This window comes from Janthinobacterium agaricidamnosum (assembly GCF_003667705.1).
Classification (GTDB): Bacteria; Pseudomonadota; Gammaproteobacteria; order Burkholderiales; family Burkholderiaceae_D; genus Janthinobacterium.
The window spans coordinates 658,526-673,525 of sequence record NZ_CP033019.1; the positions used below are offsets into that span (position 1 = coordinate 658,526).

Sequence of the window (15,000 nt, forward strand, 5' to 3'; positions counted from 1 at the left end):
TTATAAACAGTTGCCCAACTTTGCAGTAAGCTAGGCCGCAGCCGTTTTTAAAACGCCCAACCTCCCAACCGATGGAGCATACCTGTGAACCACGACTATTCAGGCAACACGCAACTCTGGAATGAAGACCTGGCGCCCACCACGGCGGCGCAGCGCACCTGGCGCTGGTATCACTTTGCCGCGCTGTGGGTGGGCATGGTGATGTGCATTCCCGCCTACACCCTGTCGGCCAGCCTGATCGACAGCGGCATGTCCGGTTACCAGGCCGTGCTCACGGTCTTTCTCGCCAACGCCATCGTGCTCTTGCCCATGCTGCTGATCGGCCATGCGGGCACCAAGTACGGCATCCCGTATGCCGTGCTGGCGCGCGCCTCGTTCGGTACCATGGGCGCGCGCCTGCCGGCATTGATGCGCGCCATCGTCGCCTGCGGCTGGTACGGCATCCAGACCTGGTTCGGCGGGCAGATGATCTACACCTTGATGGGCGTGCTGATGGGCCATGAACTGGGCGGCGAGAAGATCGCGGGCCTGGGCATCAACGGCAGCCAGCTGTTGTGCTTCCTGGCCTTCTGGGCCATCCAGTTCTATTACATCCTGCATGGCATGGAATCGATCCGCAAGCTCGAAACCTATACGGCACCCCTGAAAATCCTGATCTGCTTCGTGCTGCTGTACTGGGTGCACAGCAAGGCAGGCGGCGTGGCCAGCCTGCTGGACCAGCCATCGCAATTCATCCCCGGCGGTAAAAAGGCGGGCCAGTTCTGGAGCGTCTTCTGGCCGTCGCTCACCGCCATGGTGGGTTTCTGGGCCACCTTGGCATTGAACATTCCCGACTTCACGCGCTTTGCCAAGACGCAGCGCGACCAGATCGTGGGCCAGTCGGTCGGCTTGCCCGTGCCGATGGGTTTGCTGGCCATGCTGGCCGTGATCGTCACTGCCGGTTCGGTCGTCATGTACGGCAAGGCCATCTGGGACCCCGTCGACCTGGCCAGCCGCATGACGGGCGCCGCCGTGCTGATCGCCCTGATCATCCTCCTGATCGACACGGTCAGCGTCAACCTGGCGGCCAACCTGGTGGGGCCTGCGTACGACTTTTCCTCGCTGGCGCCGAAGCAGATTTCATACAAGATGGGCGGCTACATCACGGCCTTCATCGCCATCGTCATGATGCCGTGGAAGGTGCTTGAGTCGACACAGGGCTATATCTTCACTTGGCTGATCGGCTACTCGGCCTTGCTGGGCCCCATCGCCGGCATCCTCATCGTCGACTATTACTTTGTGCGCAAGACGCAGCTCGACGTCAGGCAGTTGTACCGCGACGACGGCGTCTACTCGTATGGCAATGGCTGGAACATGGCGGCGCTGATCGCCTTTGTCATCGCCGTGCTGCCGAATATCCCGGGCTTTTTGAACGCGGCCTTTCCCACGGCGTTTCCCGGCGTGGGCGAAGGCTTTAAAACCATCTACACCTACGCCTGGTTCGTGGGCGTGGCCATCGCCGCAGTCGTCTACGGCGTCATGATGAAGGGCAAGGTAGCTGCGCTCGTACAGCAGGCGCCCCAGTCCTGATCTTTTCGAGAAGGAGACAAGATGACTACACTGATACGTGGCGGTACCGTCGTCAACGCCGACCGCGCGTTTCGCGCCGATGTGCTGATCGAGGGCGACACGATTGCCGCCGTCGGCGAGAACCTGGCGCCGCCGGCCGGCGCCACCGTGATCGACGCGGGCGGCCTGTACGTGATGCCGGGCGGGATAGATACGCACACGCACATGAACCTCCCTTTCATGGGCACCGTGACGGCCGACGATTTTTTCACGGGCACGGCGGCGGGACTGGCGGGCGGCACCACCACCATCATGGACTTCGTCATCCCCGCGCCGAAGCAGTCGCTGATCGAGGCCTATCACCAGTGGCGCGAGTGGTCGGCCAAGGCGGCTGGCGACTACACCTTCCACGTGGCGATCACCTGGTGGAGCGAACAGGTACATGAAGAGATGGGAGTGCTGGTGCGCGAGCATGGCGTGAACAGCTTCAAGCATTTCATGGCCTATAAAAACGCCATCATGGCCGACGATGAAACCCTGGTGAAAAGCTTTACCCGCTCGCTGGAACTGGGGGCGCTGCCCACCGTCCATGCGGAAAACGGCGAACTGGTTTTTCAGTTGCAGCAAGCCCTGCTCAAAAAAGGCATCACCGGTCCGCAGGCGCACCCGCTGTCGCGCCCTCCCGCCGTGGAAGCCGAGGCGGCCAACCGCGCCATCGCGATCGCCAACGTTTTGAATACCCCCGTGTACATCGTGCACGTCTCGTGCGCGGAGTCGCTCGACGCCATCACGCGGGCGCGCGCCAACGGCCAGCGCGTATATGGCGAAGCGCTGGCGGGCCACCTGGTGATCGACGACAGCGTCTACCAGAGCGACGATTTCGACTACGTGGCGGGCCACGTCATGAGCCCGCCGTTTCGCGGCAAGCACCATCAATCGGCACTGTGGCACGGCCTGCAAAGCGGCAACCTGCACACGACGGCCACCGACCACTGCACCTTCTGCGCCGAGCAGAAGGCGGCTGGCAAGAATGACTTTACGCGCATCCCGAACGGCTGCGGCGGCGTCGAGGAACGCATGGCCGTGGTGTGGGATGCTGGCGTCAATTCGGGCATGCTCACCCCCTCAGAATTCGTCAAGGTGTCGTCCACCAATGCGGCGCAGATCTTCAATATGTATCCACGCAAGGGCGTCATCGCCGCAGGCAGCGATGCCGACATCGTGCTGTGGGACCCGCAGGGCACGCGCACCATTTCCGCCGCCACGCAGTTCGCCAAGGGAGGCTTCAATGTCTTCGAAGGGCGCACCGTGCGCGGCATCCCCAGCACCACGATTGCCGCCGGCAAGGTGGTGTTCCACCAGGGCGAACTGATGGCCGTCGAAGGGGCGGGGCGCTATATCGAGCGTCCCGCGTTTGCCGCCACGACCGCATAAGGAGTTGACGATGGATGCATTGCGTATCAATGGTGAGCGCCTGTGGGCAGCCCTGATGGAACTGGCGCGTATCGGCGCGACAGCGAAGGGCGGCGTCAAGCGCCTGGCCCTGACGGACCTCGACAAGGAAGGCCGCGACCTGGTGGCAGGCTGGGGCCGCGAGGCGGGCATGAGCATCACGATCGACCAGATCGGCAATGTCTTCATGCGCCGCGACGGCATGGACAATACCTTGCCGCCCGTGATGACGGGCAGCCATATCGACACGCAGCCCACGGGCGGCAAGTTCGATGGCAACTACGGCGTGCTGGCGGGCCTGGAAGTGGTGCGCACCCTGAACGATCTGAAGATCAAGACGCAGGCACCGATCGAGGTGGCCTTCTGGACCAACGAGGAAGGCTCGCGTTTCGTGCCCGTGATGATGGGCTCGGGCGTGTTTTGCGGCGCCTTCTCGCTGGAAACCGCGTATGCGGCCAAGGACACGGAAGGCAAGACCGTGGGCGAGGAGCTGGCGCGCATCGGATACAAGGGTGAGCAGGTGCCGGGCGACCATCCGATCGGCGCCTATTTTGAGACGCATATCGAACAGGGCCCCGTGCTGGAAGACGCGGACACGGTTATCGGCGTGGTGCCGGCCGTGATGGGGCTGTCCTGGTACGACTGCGTGGTGACGGGCATGGAAGCACATGCGGGCCCCACGCCCATGGGCTTGCGCAAGGATGCGCTGCAGGTGGCCACCACCATCATGCAGGAAGTGGTGGCGATTGCCAACCGCTACCCGCCGTACGGGCGGGGCACGGTGGGCATGGTGCAGGTCTTCCCGAACAGCCGCAACGTGATCCCCGGCGAAGTCAAATTCAGCATCGACCTGCGCAACGTGAACGACGAGCTGCTCAACACCATGCACGGCGAGATCACGGCTTTCATCGATGCCACGCGCGAAAAAACAGGCTTGGGCATTTCACTGGAAAGAGTCTCCTACTACCCGCCATGTCCGTTCCACCCCGACTGCGTGGGCGCCGTGCGCAACGCCACGGCCAAACTCGGCTACTCCGTGATGGATGTGGTGTCCGGCGCCGGCCATGACGCCATCTACGCGGCCCGGCTGGCGCCGGCCGGCATGATCTTCGTGCCGTGCAAGGACGGCATCAGCCACAATGAAATCGAGGACGCCAAGCCCGAGCACCTGGAAGCGGGCTGCAACGTGCTGCTGCACGCGATGCTGGAGCGGGCCGTGGCCGTGTAACCTCAGGGCTTGGGCTGGAAGTTGCGCAAAAACGCCAGCAGCGCGCGCGCCGCGATGTCGGCGTCGTCGGCCGTCATGGTTTCCAGCGGATTGTGGCTGATGCCGCCATTGCCGCAGCGGGTAAACAGCATGGCCACGTCGGTGATGGCGGCCATGGCCATGGCGTCGTGGCCGGCGCCCGACAGCAGCGCGTACGGTGCGATGCCGACGGATTCCACGGCTTGCGCCAGCTGCGCCATCAGCCACGGCGCGCATGGCGCCGCGCGCGCCGACAGCAGCAGTTCCAGCTGGTAGTCGATCTGGCGCCGCGCGCAGATGGCGGCGATGCCATCCAGAATATCGTCGACGGCTGCCTGGCGCACGGCGTCAACGGCCGCGCGTATATCGAGCGACAGGGTGCAGGCGCCGGCGATCACGTTGACGGAGCCGTTGGGCACCTGCAGCTGGCCCACGGTGCCCACCAGCGCTTCGCCGTGGCTGCAGCGCTGTTCCACCAGCAGGATGATTTCGGCGGCCGCGCTGGCCGCGTCCTTGCGCATGGTCATGGGCGTGGTGCCCGCGTGGCTGGCCACGCCGCCCAGGCTGACCAGGTAGCGCGAGCTGCCGGCGATCGCCGTGACGATCCCCAGCGGCAGGTCGCGCTCAAGCAGCACGGGGCCCTGTTCGATATGCACCTCCACATAGCCGAGCAGGCTGGCCGGATCGCGCGCGATGGCGCCGATGGCGCTCGCCTCGTGGCCGGCGGCGGCCAGTGCGTCGCGCATGCTCACGCCATCCGCATCCAGCTGCTCCAGCAGCGACACGTCGAACTTGCCCGTCACGGCCGTGCTGCCCAAAAACGTGCTCTTGAAGCGCACGCCTTCCTCTTCGGCGAAACCGACGACCTCGAAATGAAACGGCAGTTTTTCGCCCCGTTCGTGCAGGTGGCGCACGACGGCGATCGGCAGCACGATGCCCAGCCGGCCATCGTACTTGCCGCCGTTGCGCACGGTGTCGTAGTGCGATCCCGTCATCAGGGTCTTCGCGCCCGGTGCGTTGGACAGATAGCGGCCGACGACATTGCCGACGGCGTCGATGTGCACCTGCATGCCCGCGTCCCGCATCCAGTCGGCCAGCTGCGCGGCCGTTTTGCGGTGCGCCGGCGTCAGGTAAGCGCAGGTCAGGTTGTAATCGCTGTCGCTCCAGCCGGCCAGCGTTTCCGCCTGCTGCATGATGGCGGGGCCGAAGTCCAGGCGCACGTCGAGCAGGTCGTTCAGGCGCAGTTCGGCAATGCGCTTGATCTGCCGCAGCGATTCGGCCAGTTCATCGGCGCGCCGGTTTTTCAGGCGCCGCGCAAACGTGGCGATGATGTCCTGGCGCGTCAGGCCCTCGCCCGTCGGACCCTTGACGGCCAGGATGAAGGGAAAGCCGAACTTGGCGTTGTATTCGCTGTTGAGGCGCTGCAGGGTGGCGAATTCATCAGGGCTGCACAGGTTCAGGCCCGACTTGGCCTGTTCGCGCGTCGATTCCGCCGTCAGCTGCCCGGCGATGGCGGCCTTGCCGGCCAGTTCCGGGTGGGCGCGTATCAGTCCCAGCTGCTCTTCGGGCGAGGCTTGCGCCAGCACGCGCTGCAGCTCCGTCTTGAGGGCCGTCAGGCTGGCAAACGGCCGGGCGGCAGCCGCGCGCTGGGCGATCCAGGGCGAGTGTTCGTAGATGCCATGCAGGTGCGCGATAAAATCGGCCTGGCTGCCGGCGTTCAGGTCTGAAAGGGTGGTCATGGTTTTCCGATCATGCAAGCGGTGATGATAGCGCCCCGTTCCTGCCTCCATTATATGCGCGCGCTGATAGCGGCTATCGCTGCACCAGCGCCTTGGCGGCCGCGCTGACCTGGTCGCGCAGCCATTTGTGTTCGGGCGCCTGGTGCACGCGCTGGTGCCACAGCTGGTAAAAGCGCATGGGCGGGAATTTCAAGGGCACGGTGTACGTTTTCAGCGGCAGGGTCTTTTCATAGAAGCGCATGAATTGCCGGCCCGTGGTGAGCACCAGGTCCGTCTGCGTCAGCATGTAGGGGATCAGGCCGAAATACGCCGACTCCACCACCACGTTGCGCTGCAGGTTTTGCCGTTCGAGGAAGGAATCGATCACGCCGTGGTAGCCGGGCATCATCTGCGACGGTGCCACGTGGGGCAGGCTCAGGTAGTCGTCGAGCGTCATGGCGTCGCTGGCGGTGCGGCGCGCATAGGCGTTTTCCGCATGCATGGCGCAGATGATGGGGTCTTCGAACAGCTTCGAGATGTGCAGGTGGGCGGGCGGCTCGTCCCAGTTGGCGATCACCAGGTCCAGGCCCCCGTCGGAAAGCTGGCGGATATGGTCGATGCCCGGCCCCAGGCTGTGCAGCACGACGCGGCTTTTCGGCGAGCCGCGGCGCAGCAGGGCCACCACGTTGGGCAGGAACTGGCTGTCCAGGTAGTCGGGCGCGGCGATATGGAAGGTGCGCGCCTCTTCCTGCGCCACGAACGGCGTCTTCTTGACGAACAGGCTTTCCGTCTGGTCGAGGATGCGCTTGGCCGGATTGAGCAGGCTTTCGCCATGCTGGGTCGGCACCATGCCGCGCGCGCCGCGCACGAGCAGCGGGTCGCCCGTCAGTTCGCGCAGCTTGCGCAGGGAGGCGGAAATCGAAGGCTGCGGCTGATTGAGCTTGAGCGCCACGCGCGAGACATTCTTTTCCACCAGCAGCAGGTAGAGGATGCGGATCAGGTGCAGGTCGAGGTGTTGCGGCAGGCTGGACATGTGACGGCGGCTCTGTTGTATATCGATTTGAATATGTCAAATATACGATATTTTTCATGTGATGGGCGGTAAATCCGTTTATCTTGTGTAGATTGGCACGAATATGGGTTCGGTCTGACTAGAGGAAATTTATGGAAGTATTTGCCTACCTGATTCCGTACGGCCTGGAGTGGCTGAACCTGATCGTCCGCTGGCTGCACGTCATCACGGGCATCGCCTGGATCGGTGCTTCCTTTTATTTCGTCTGGCTCGACAATTCCATACGTCCGCCCGCGCCCGGCTCCGAGCTGGCGAAGAAGGGCGTGTCGGGAGAATTGTGGGCCGTGCATGGCGGCGGCTTTTATAACCCGCAAAAATACCTGGTGGCGCCCGCGGAACTGCCGAAGGAGCTGCACTGGTTCAAGTGGGAAGCGTATTCCACCTGGCTGTCCGGCTTTGCGCTGCTCACCATCGCGTATTACTTCAATGCTCAGGCCATGATGATCGACAAGGCCGTGGCGGACATCTCCAGCGGCCAGGCCGTCGGCATCGGTATCGCCACCCTGGTCATCGGCTGGACCGTGTACGACCTGCTGTGCCGCTCGAAGCTGGCGCAATATGAACTGTGGTTCGGCGTGACGGTGTTCGCGCTGATCGTCGGCGCCGCCTATGTGCTCACGCATTTGCTCAGCGGGCGCGCCGCCTACATCCACGTGGGCGCCATGATCGGCACCATCATGGTGGCCAATGTGCTGATGCTGATCATTCCCGGCCAGCGCAAGATGGTCGAGGCCATGGCTGCCGGCAAGCTGCCCGATCCCAAACATGGCATGAAGGCCAAGCAGCGCAGCGTGCATAACAATTATTTTACGTTACCCGTGCTGTTCATCATGATCAGCAACCACTACGCGATGACTTACCGCAACGATCACGCGTGGCTGGTGCTGGCACTGATCATGGCGGCCGGCGTCTTCATCCGCCACTTCTTCAACCTGCGCCACAAGGGCCGCGTCGAGTGGCGTTATCCTGCCCTCGGCGTGGCCCTGCTGGTGGCCGTGGCCGTGGCCATCGCGCCGAAAGCGCCCGTGGCCCTGGCGGCCGCACCGGCGGTGGACCCGGCGGCGCAGTTCAAGAGCGTGCACGCCATCATCGCCCAGCGCTGCGCCACCTGCCATTCGGCCCAGCCCACGCAGCCGGGCTTCGCCACGGCGCCGGCCGGCATGATGCTGGATAATGAGACGCAAATCCGCCAGCACGCGGCGCAAATCTACAAGCAGGCCATCGAGCTGAAGGCCATGCCAATCGGGAACCTGACCAATATGACGGAGGCCGAGCGCAGCGAGCTTGGCGCCTGGCTGCAACAGACCATGCAAGGAGCAAAATGACGACGCACGCAGAAAAAATCACGGCCTGGATCGACGAACACTTCGACGAGGAAGTCGCATTTTTACAGAAGGTGGTGCAGCAGCCGACGGATACGCCGCCCGGCAATAACGCGCCCCATGCGGATCTGGTGGCGCAACTGCTGCAGGCGTATGGCTGGAACGCGGAAAAGCACGCTGTGCCGGCGGACCAGGTCGAGGCGTATGGCATGCAGAGCATCACCAACCTGATCGTGCGCCGTCCGTATGCGGCAGGCGGGCCGACGGTGGCCCTGAATGCGCATGGCGACGTGGTGCCGCCCGGCGACAACTGGACGTATCCGCCGTACGGCGGGCAGATCGACGGCGGCTATATCTACGGCCGCGCGACGGCCGTGTCGAAAGGCGATTTCGCCACCTATGTGTTTGCCGCGCGCGCGCTCGAAGCGCTGGGCATTCCGCTCAAAGGCCAGCTGGAACTGCATTTTACCTACGACGAGGAATTCGGCGGCTTGCTGGGGCCGGGCTGGCTGCTGGAACAGCAGCTGACGAAGCCCGATTTCGTCATCGCCGCCGGTTTCAGCTACGGCATCGTCACGGCGCACAACGCCTGCCTGCAGCTGGAAATCACCGTGCACGGCAAGTCGGGCCACGGCTCCATGCCGGAAACGGGCCACGATGCGCTGCAGGCGGCCAACAAGATCCTCAACGCCATTTACGGCCAGCTGCCGGAACTGAAAAAGATCAAATCGAAAGTGGCCGGCATCGACTCGCCCACCATGCTGGTGGGCCGCATTGACGGCGGCACGAATACCAATGTGGTGCCGGGCAAGGTCGTCATGAAGATGGACCGCCGCATGATTCCCGAAGAAGACCCGGTGGCGGTGGAGGCGCAGGTGCGCGCGCTGATCGAGGACGCCGTGCGCGACGAGCCGGGCATCCGTATCGAGATCCGCCGCCTGCTGCTGTCGCACGCGCTGCGGCCCTTGCCCGGTTCCGAACAGCTCGTCGGCAGCCTGCAGAAAAATGCGCAAGCCATCCTTGGCGAGACGATTCCCGCCGTCGGCACGCCCCTGTATGCGGATGCGCGCCTGTATGGCGAGCGGGGCATCCCCGCCGTGCTGTATGGCGCCGGCCCGCGCACGGTGCCCGAATCGAATGCGAAGAAGGCCGACGAGCGCCTGGCGCTCGACGACTTGCGCAAGGCCAGCAAGATCGTCGCCCTGACCTTGCTCGATTTCCTGGCGCAGAAATAGGGCGGGGCGCTTTGGCTTACAATGGGGCGACCACACTCTAGGTGAAGAAGAGCTCCATTGAATACCCGTTTTCTCGAAGCGTTTGTCTGGGCTGCGCGGCTGGGCAGCTTCCGCACGGCGGCCGACAAGCTGCACATCACGCAGGCGGCCATTTCCAACCGCATCGCCTCGCTGGAGCAGGACTTCGGCACGCGCCTGTTCGACCGCGACGCGCGTGACATCCGCCTGACTTTTGCCGGGCGCAACCTGCTTGTGTACGCCGAGCGCATGCTGGAGCTGTGCCGCGACATGTATGCGGCCAATTCCTCGCCCGCGCAGATCACGGGTGAAGTGCGCATCGGCGTCATCGAAACCATCGTGCATACCTGGCTGATCCCGTTTCTGCAGCGCGTGCAGGAGCGCTATCCGGGCATCGAGATTCAATTGACGTCGGAATCGACGCGCCGCCTGCACGAACAGCTGCAGCAGGGCGAACTCGATATCGCGCTGCAGACGGACATGCTGACGGGCGACCATATCCGCAGCACGGGCAGCGGCGCCATCGCCATGGGCTGGGCCGGCAGGGCCGCCGACTGGCCCGACACGGGCGTGCCGTTCACGGTGGCGCAACTGGCGCAGCATCCGATCATCACCATGAACCGCGGTTCGCAGCCGCATTCAGCATTGAAAGCGCTGTGCCAGGACGAGGGCGTGCAGCTGGGGCGCGTCCATTGCGTCAGCTCGATCTCCGCCATCGTGCGCCTGGTCAAAGCGGGCTTCGGCATCGCCGTGCTGCCGCTGGCGCCCCTGCGCGAGGAAATCGAGCAAGGCAATATCGCGCTGATTCCCTGCGCCAGCAGCCTGGCGCCGCAGCGCATCGTCATCAGCTACAGCGAAGACATCACGACGGAAGCGATTCAATTGGTCGCCATGCTGGCATGCGAAGAGGCGGCCAGGTTCACGCTGGCGCTGGGCGAGGAATATGGTGCCGGGTGATGTCGGCTTACGCTGACGCTAAGCCGACCTACGATGCATATTAGTCGGGTAGGTAGGATTAGCGGCGGGACGCCGCGTAATCCGACAACATTGTTGGCCCCACCCACAAGAAAAACTTATCAGTCGCGTTCAGAATAACCCGTTTGCCAAGTGATGGCGTGCCACCTATTCTGGGTTGGCACTCCACTTACAACGCAAACGGAACCCTCATGACGACGTCCACCACCACCTTGCCCGGCATCCTGTTCGTCTGGACCAGCGCCGACCCGGAACACGAGCTTGATTTCAACCGCTGGTATGACCGCGAGCACGTGGAAGAGCGCGTGCGCATTCCCGGCTTCGCCAGCGGCACGCGCTACCAGAGCGTGCGCGGTCCGCGCAAATACCTGGGCCTGTACCGCACCGTGTCGCTCGCCGCCTTCCAGACGCCCGACTACTTCAAGGCCTTCGGCCAGCAGACGCCATGGTCGCTGACGAACTTGCAGCGCATGGTCGACCCGATGCGCCGTGTATGTGCCATCGAGGCGGAAACGGGCATGGGCACGGGCGCCTGGCTGGCCGTGCTGCGTCTGGGTGCATCAGCCATCGGCCAGGATGCGCAAGCGGTGGCCGGCTTGGCCACGCTGGGAACGACGCTGCTGCAGATCGACGGCGTCATTGCCACGCGCTTGCTCACGCCCGACGCCAGCCTGTCCGGCCCCCTGCCGGCGGAACGGACGGAGGCCCGCGTGCTCGATCCGATCTTCCTGATCGACGCATCGTCCGAAAGCGCCGCCATGGCGGCCGCGAATGCCGCCAGCGCGGCGCTGGGCCTGGACGCCGAACAGGCAGCCATCCTGCAGCTGTCCTGGCAGCTGCGCGAGGCCGACCTGCACGCTGCCTGACGCGCCGCAAGCGTATCTTGCCGGCACTGATAACACGAGACACGGGCCACGGCGCAGGGCAAAGCATCCTGCGCCGGGCCTGCAATAAAACTGACGAGAGAGGTAGGCAATGACCACATATACGAACGCCGCGCATCCGGCAGCCCAGGCACCGGGCGAGAAGGCCACGACGGCCAAGACGGGCCGCCTGGCCACGGCCAGCATGGTCGGCACGACCCTGGAATGGTATGACTTCACCGTCTACAACACCATGGCCGCGCTGATTTTCAATCACCTGTTCTTTCCCTCGTTCGATCCGCTGACGGGCACCATCCTGGCCTTTTCCACGTATGCCGTCGGCTATATCTCGCGCCCCATCGGCGGCGTGATCTTCGGCCATTTGGGCGACAAGCTGGGACGCCGCTGGGTGCTCGTGGTGACCCTGATGCTGATGGGCGTGACGACGGGCCTGATGGGCCTCCTGCCCACGTACGCGACGGCCGGCATCTGGAGTCCCATCCTGCTGGTGGCGCTGCGTTTCGTGCAGGGCATCGCTTTGGGCGGCGAATGGGCCGGTGCCGTGCTGATCTCCGTCGAACACGGTGCGCCGGACAAGCGGGGCCGCAACGCCTCGTGGACGCAGGTGGGGCCGTCGTTCGGCACCTTGCTGGCGACGGGCTGCATCGGTCTGATCACCTATCTGCTGCCGCATGAAGCGTTCATGGACTGGGGCTGGCGCATGCCGTTCATCGCCAGCCTGCTGCTGGTGGCGTTTGGCATGTGGATACGCAGCGGCATCGAGGAAACCCCGCTGTTCAAGGAACTCGACCAGCAGGATGCCAAGGCCGAAGCGCCGATCGGCGACGTGCTGCGCCTCTACTGGCGCCGTCTGCTGATCGCCGGCGGCGTGCGCATCGGCTCGGACGTGCTGTATGCGCTGGTGGTGGTGTTCACCCTGACGTATGTGACGACGGTGCTGCATCTGTCGTCGACCCTGGCGCTCACCGCCATCATGATCGGCACGGCTTGCAATGCGCTGTCGGTGCCGCTGTTTGGCGCGCTGTCGGACAAGATCGGCCGCCGCCCCGTGTATGCGCTGGGCGCAGCGCTGGGCCTCGTGTGGGCGTTTGCCTTCTTCACCTTGTTAGACACGGCCAGCCCGGCCGCCATCGTCACGGCCGTCGTCGTGGGTCTGGTCATCCACGCCATCATGTACGGCCCGCAAGCGGCCTTCGTCATCGAGCAATTCCCGACCAAGGTGCGCTATGCGGGTTCCTCGCTGGCCTATACCCTGGCCGGCGTCATCGGCGGCGGCTTCGCGCCGCTCGTCATCGCCAGCCTGTACCGCTCGTACAACAGCACCGTGGCCGTCTCGCTGTACGTGGCGGCGGCCTTGCTGATCACCGGCGCGGCAGTGTTTGCCGCACGCGAAACGGGCCGCGGCCCCCTGGAGGAATAAAATCATGACGACATTGCATTTTCAACTGGCCGGCCACGGCCCCGTTACCTTCGACATCGATCACCTGATCATCGCCGGCTGGACGGGCCGCGACATGGCGATGGTGGAACACCATATCGCCGAACTGGAAGCCATCGGCGTGGCGCGCCCGAAAAGCGTGCCCACGTTTTACCGCGTGGCGGCAGCACTGCTGTCGAGCGACGCGGCCATCGAAGTGCCGGGCGGCGATTCCTCGGGCGAAGCGGAATTCGTGCTGTTTTCCACGGAATACGGCCTGCTGGTGGGCATCGGTTCCGACCACACGGACCGCAAGGTGGAAAGCTACGGCGTGACGGTATCGAAGCAGATGTGCGGCAAGCCCGTGGGCGACACCCTGTGGCGTTATGCCGACGTGGCCGGCCACTGGGACCAGCTGCAGATGCGCTCCTGGCGCGAGCGTGCCGGCGTGCCGGCCCTGTACCAGGATGGCCCCGTGACGCGCATGCTGTCGCCGGAAGACCTGATTCAGCGCTACACGGGGCAGGCCAGCCTGCCCGTGGGTAGCGCCATGTTCTGCGGCACGCAACCGATCATCGGCGAGATGGGCCATGGCGACGCGTTTGAGCTGGAGCTGTATGATCCAGCCTTGCAGCGCCGCCTGCAGCACCGCTATGCCGTGCAAACCCTGCCCGTGGAAGGATAAGAGAATGACCGAACTGACCAAGACCATCCGCGAACTGGCGGCCGACCTGGCCGCCGGCCGCATCACCAGCGTGGCACTGACCGAGCGGATGCTGGCGCGCGCCGAGGCGCACCGGGCGCAGGGCGGCCATGCCTATGTCAGCCTTGATGGCGAACAGGCCTTGGCCGAGGCCCGTGCCAGCGATGTGGCGCGCGCCGCCGGCATCATTGCCTCGCCGCTGGCCGGTATCCCCATTTCGATCAAGGACCTGTTCGACGTCAGGGGGCAGGTCAGCAGCGCCGCCTCGCTGGCGCTGGCCGACGCGCCGCCCGCCGTGGCCGATGCGGGCGCCGTGGCGCGCCTGCGCGCGGCCGGCGCCGTTCTGCTTGGGCGCACCAATATGAGCGAATTCGCGTTTTCCGGCCTGGGCTTGAATCCCCATTACGGCACGCCGCGCAATCCGCACGACGGCACGCGCGTGGCCGGCGGCTCCACCTCGGGCGGCGCCGTCACCGTGGCCTTGGACATGGCGGCCGGCGCGCTGGGCACGGATACGGGCGGCTCGATCCGCATTCCCTCCGCTTTTTGCGGCCTGACGGGCTTCAAGCCGACGGCGGCGACTGTGCCGCTGGCAGGCACGGTGCCCCTGTCGCGCTCCCTCGATTCGGCCGGCCCCATCGCCCGCAGCGTCGATTGCTGCGCTATTTTGTATGCAGCGCTGTCGGGCCATGATATCGGCGCGCAGGCGCCGGCACTGAAAGGCTTGCGCTTCGGCTTTACCCTGGACTATGTCGGTACGCACGTGGCGCCGCAGGTGCAGCAGGCTTTCGACGCCGCGCGGGACAAGCTGCGGCAAGCCGGCGCCCTGGTGGAACAGTTCGATTTCCCCGAGTTGCTGGCGCTGCCGGGCATCAATGGCGGCGGCGGCCTGGTGGCGGCGGAAGCGTGGCACTGGCATCGCGCCCTGCTCGAGGAAAAGGGCGCGCAGTACGACCAGCGCGTGGCGGCGCGCATCCGCCGCGGCCAGCAGCAGGGCGCGTTTGACTACATCGACCTGCTCGATGCGCGCGCGCGCCTGATCGCCATCGCCCGGCGGCGCCTGGCGCCGTTCGACGCCTGGCTGATGCCCAGCGTGGCCATTCTGGCGCCGCAGGTCGCGCCGCTGGAAGCGGACGACGCCACCTTCTTTGCCACGAACGGCCTGGTGCTGCGCAACGCCAGCGTCATCAACTTCCTCGACGGCTGCGCGCTGTCGCTGCCTTGCCATGCCGACGGCGAGCTGCCCGTGGGGCTGGGCATCTGCGGCCTGGCCGGCGCCGACGATACGGTGTTGCAAATCGGCCGCGCCGTGGAGGCGTTGTTGCGGGGGAGTGGAAAAGAATAGTGCCGTAGTGCAGGAAAATGCCAATTCTGTCATGATGGCTGGCATTGACATGGGATAGTCGCGCT

At 64.8% G+C, this 15,000-nt stretch carries 12 protein-coding genes; 10 read left to right on the top strand and 2 right to left on the bottom strand.

Going from position 1 to position 15,000, the window contains the following annotated elements; genetic code table 11:
• Positions 1-84 precede the first annotated feature (84 nt).
• The 3 genes from D9M09_RS03055 to D9M09_RS03065 are packed head-to-tail and all read left to right on the top strand — an operon-like array spanning position 85 to position 4,228.
• A complete protein-coding gene (locus tag D9M09_RS03055) occupies positions 85-1,569 on the top strand; it encodes an NCS1 family nucleobase:cation symporter-1 (RefSeq protein ID WP_121668548.1) in 1,485 nt (494 codons plus the stop codon).
• 21 nt (positions 1,570-1,590) lie between these two features.
• A complete protein-coding gene (hydA, locus tag D9M09_RS03060; RefSeq protein WP_121668549.1) occupies positions 1,591-2,982 on the top strand; it encodes a dihydropyrimidinase in 1,392 nt (463 codons plus the stop codon).
• A gap of 10 nt (positions 2,983-2,992) precedes the next feature.
• Positions 2,993-4,228 carry a Zn-dependent hydrolase gene (locus D9M09_RS03065; RefSeq protein WP_070219303.1) on the top strand — a complete coding sequence of 412 codons (1,236 nt, stop codon included), beginning with the start codon at positions 2,993-2,995 and terminating at the stop codon, positions 4,226-4,228.
• A 2-nt stretch (positions 4,229-4,230) separates the two neighbouring features.
• On the opposite strand, the gene D9M09_RS03070 is transcribed toward D9M09_RS03065, so the two are convergent.
• Together D9M09_RS03070 and D9M09_RS03075 are read right to left on the bottom strand one after the other, a co-directional pair.
• Positions 4,231-5,985, bottom strand: a complete 1,755-nt coding sequence (locus tag D9M09_RS03070) for an allantoate amidohydrolase (RefSeq protein ID WP_121668550.1) — start codon at positions 5,983-5,985, stop codon at positions 4,231-4,233.
• Positions 5,986-6,058: 73 nt separating this feature from the next.
• Positions 6,059-6,997: a LysR family transcriptional regulator gene (locus D9M09_RS03075; protein WP_034754583.1), complete on the bottom strand. Its 939-nt coding sequence runs from the start codon at positions 6,995-6,997 to the stop codon at positions 6,059-6,061.
• A 131-nt stretch (positions 6,998-7,128) separates the two neighbouring features.
• Between D9M09_RS03075 and D9M09_RS03080 the strand changes: the two genes are divergently transcribed.
• The 7 genes from D9M09_RS03080 (at position 7,129) to D9M09_RS03110 (ending at position 14,935) form a co-directional block, all read left to right on the top strand.
• Positions 7,129-8,361 carry a urate hydroxylase PuuD gene (locus D9M09_RS03080; protein WP_121668551.1) on the top strand — a complete coding sequence of 411 codons (1,233 nt, stop codon included), beginning with the start codon at positions 7,129-7,131 and terminating at the stop codon, positions 8,359-8,361.
• The gene (locus tag D9M09_RS03085; protein ID WP_121668552.1) at positions 8,358-9,593 is read left to right on the top strand and encodes a M20/M25/M40 family metallo-hydrolase; all 1,236 of its coding nucleotides are present in this window, start codon (positions 8,358-8,360) and stop codon (positions 9,591-9,593) included. The genes D9M09_RS03080 and D9M09_RS03085 overlap by 4 nt, the downstream gene beginning before the upstream one ends.
• Before the next feature lie 57 nt (positions 9,594-9,650).
• Positions 9,651-10,568 (top strand): LysR family transcriptional regulator, encoded by a 918-nt coding sequence (locus D9M09_RS03090; protein ID WP_121668553.1) that lies wholly within the window; start codon positions 9,651-9,653, stop codon positions 10,566-10,568.
• Between the two features lie 209 nt (positions 10,569-10,777).
• Entirely contained in the window at positions 10,778-11,452 is a 675-nt protein-coding gene (locus D9M09_RS03095) for a DUF4286 family protein (protein ID WP_121668554.1), read from the top strand.
• A gap of 109 nt (positions 11,453-11,561) precedes the next feature.
• Positions 11,562-12,890, top strand: a complete 1,329-nt coding sequence (locus D9M09_RS03100) for an MFS transporter (RefSeq protein WP_070291110.1) — start codon at positions 11,562-11,564, stop codon at positions 12,888-12,890.
• 4 nt (positions 12,891-12,894) lie between these two features.
• Positions 12,895-13,572, top strand: a complete 678-nt coding sequence (locus tag D9M09_RS03105; protein WP_121668555.1) for a DUF2848 domain-containing protein — start codon at positions 12,895-12,897, stop codon at positions 13,570-13,572.
• A gap of 4 nt (positions 13,573-13,576) precedes the next feature.
• On the top strand, positions 13,577-14,935 hold the full coding sequence (locus D9M09_RS03110) for an amidase (RefSeq protein ID WP_121668556.1): 1,359 nt from the start codon (positions 13,577-13,579) through the stop codon (positions 14,933-14,935).
• The last annotated feature ends 65 nt before the right edge of the window (positions 14,936-15,000 follow it).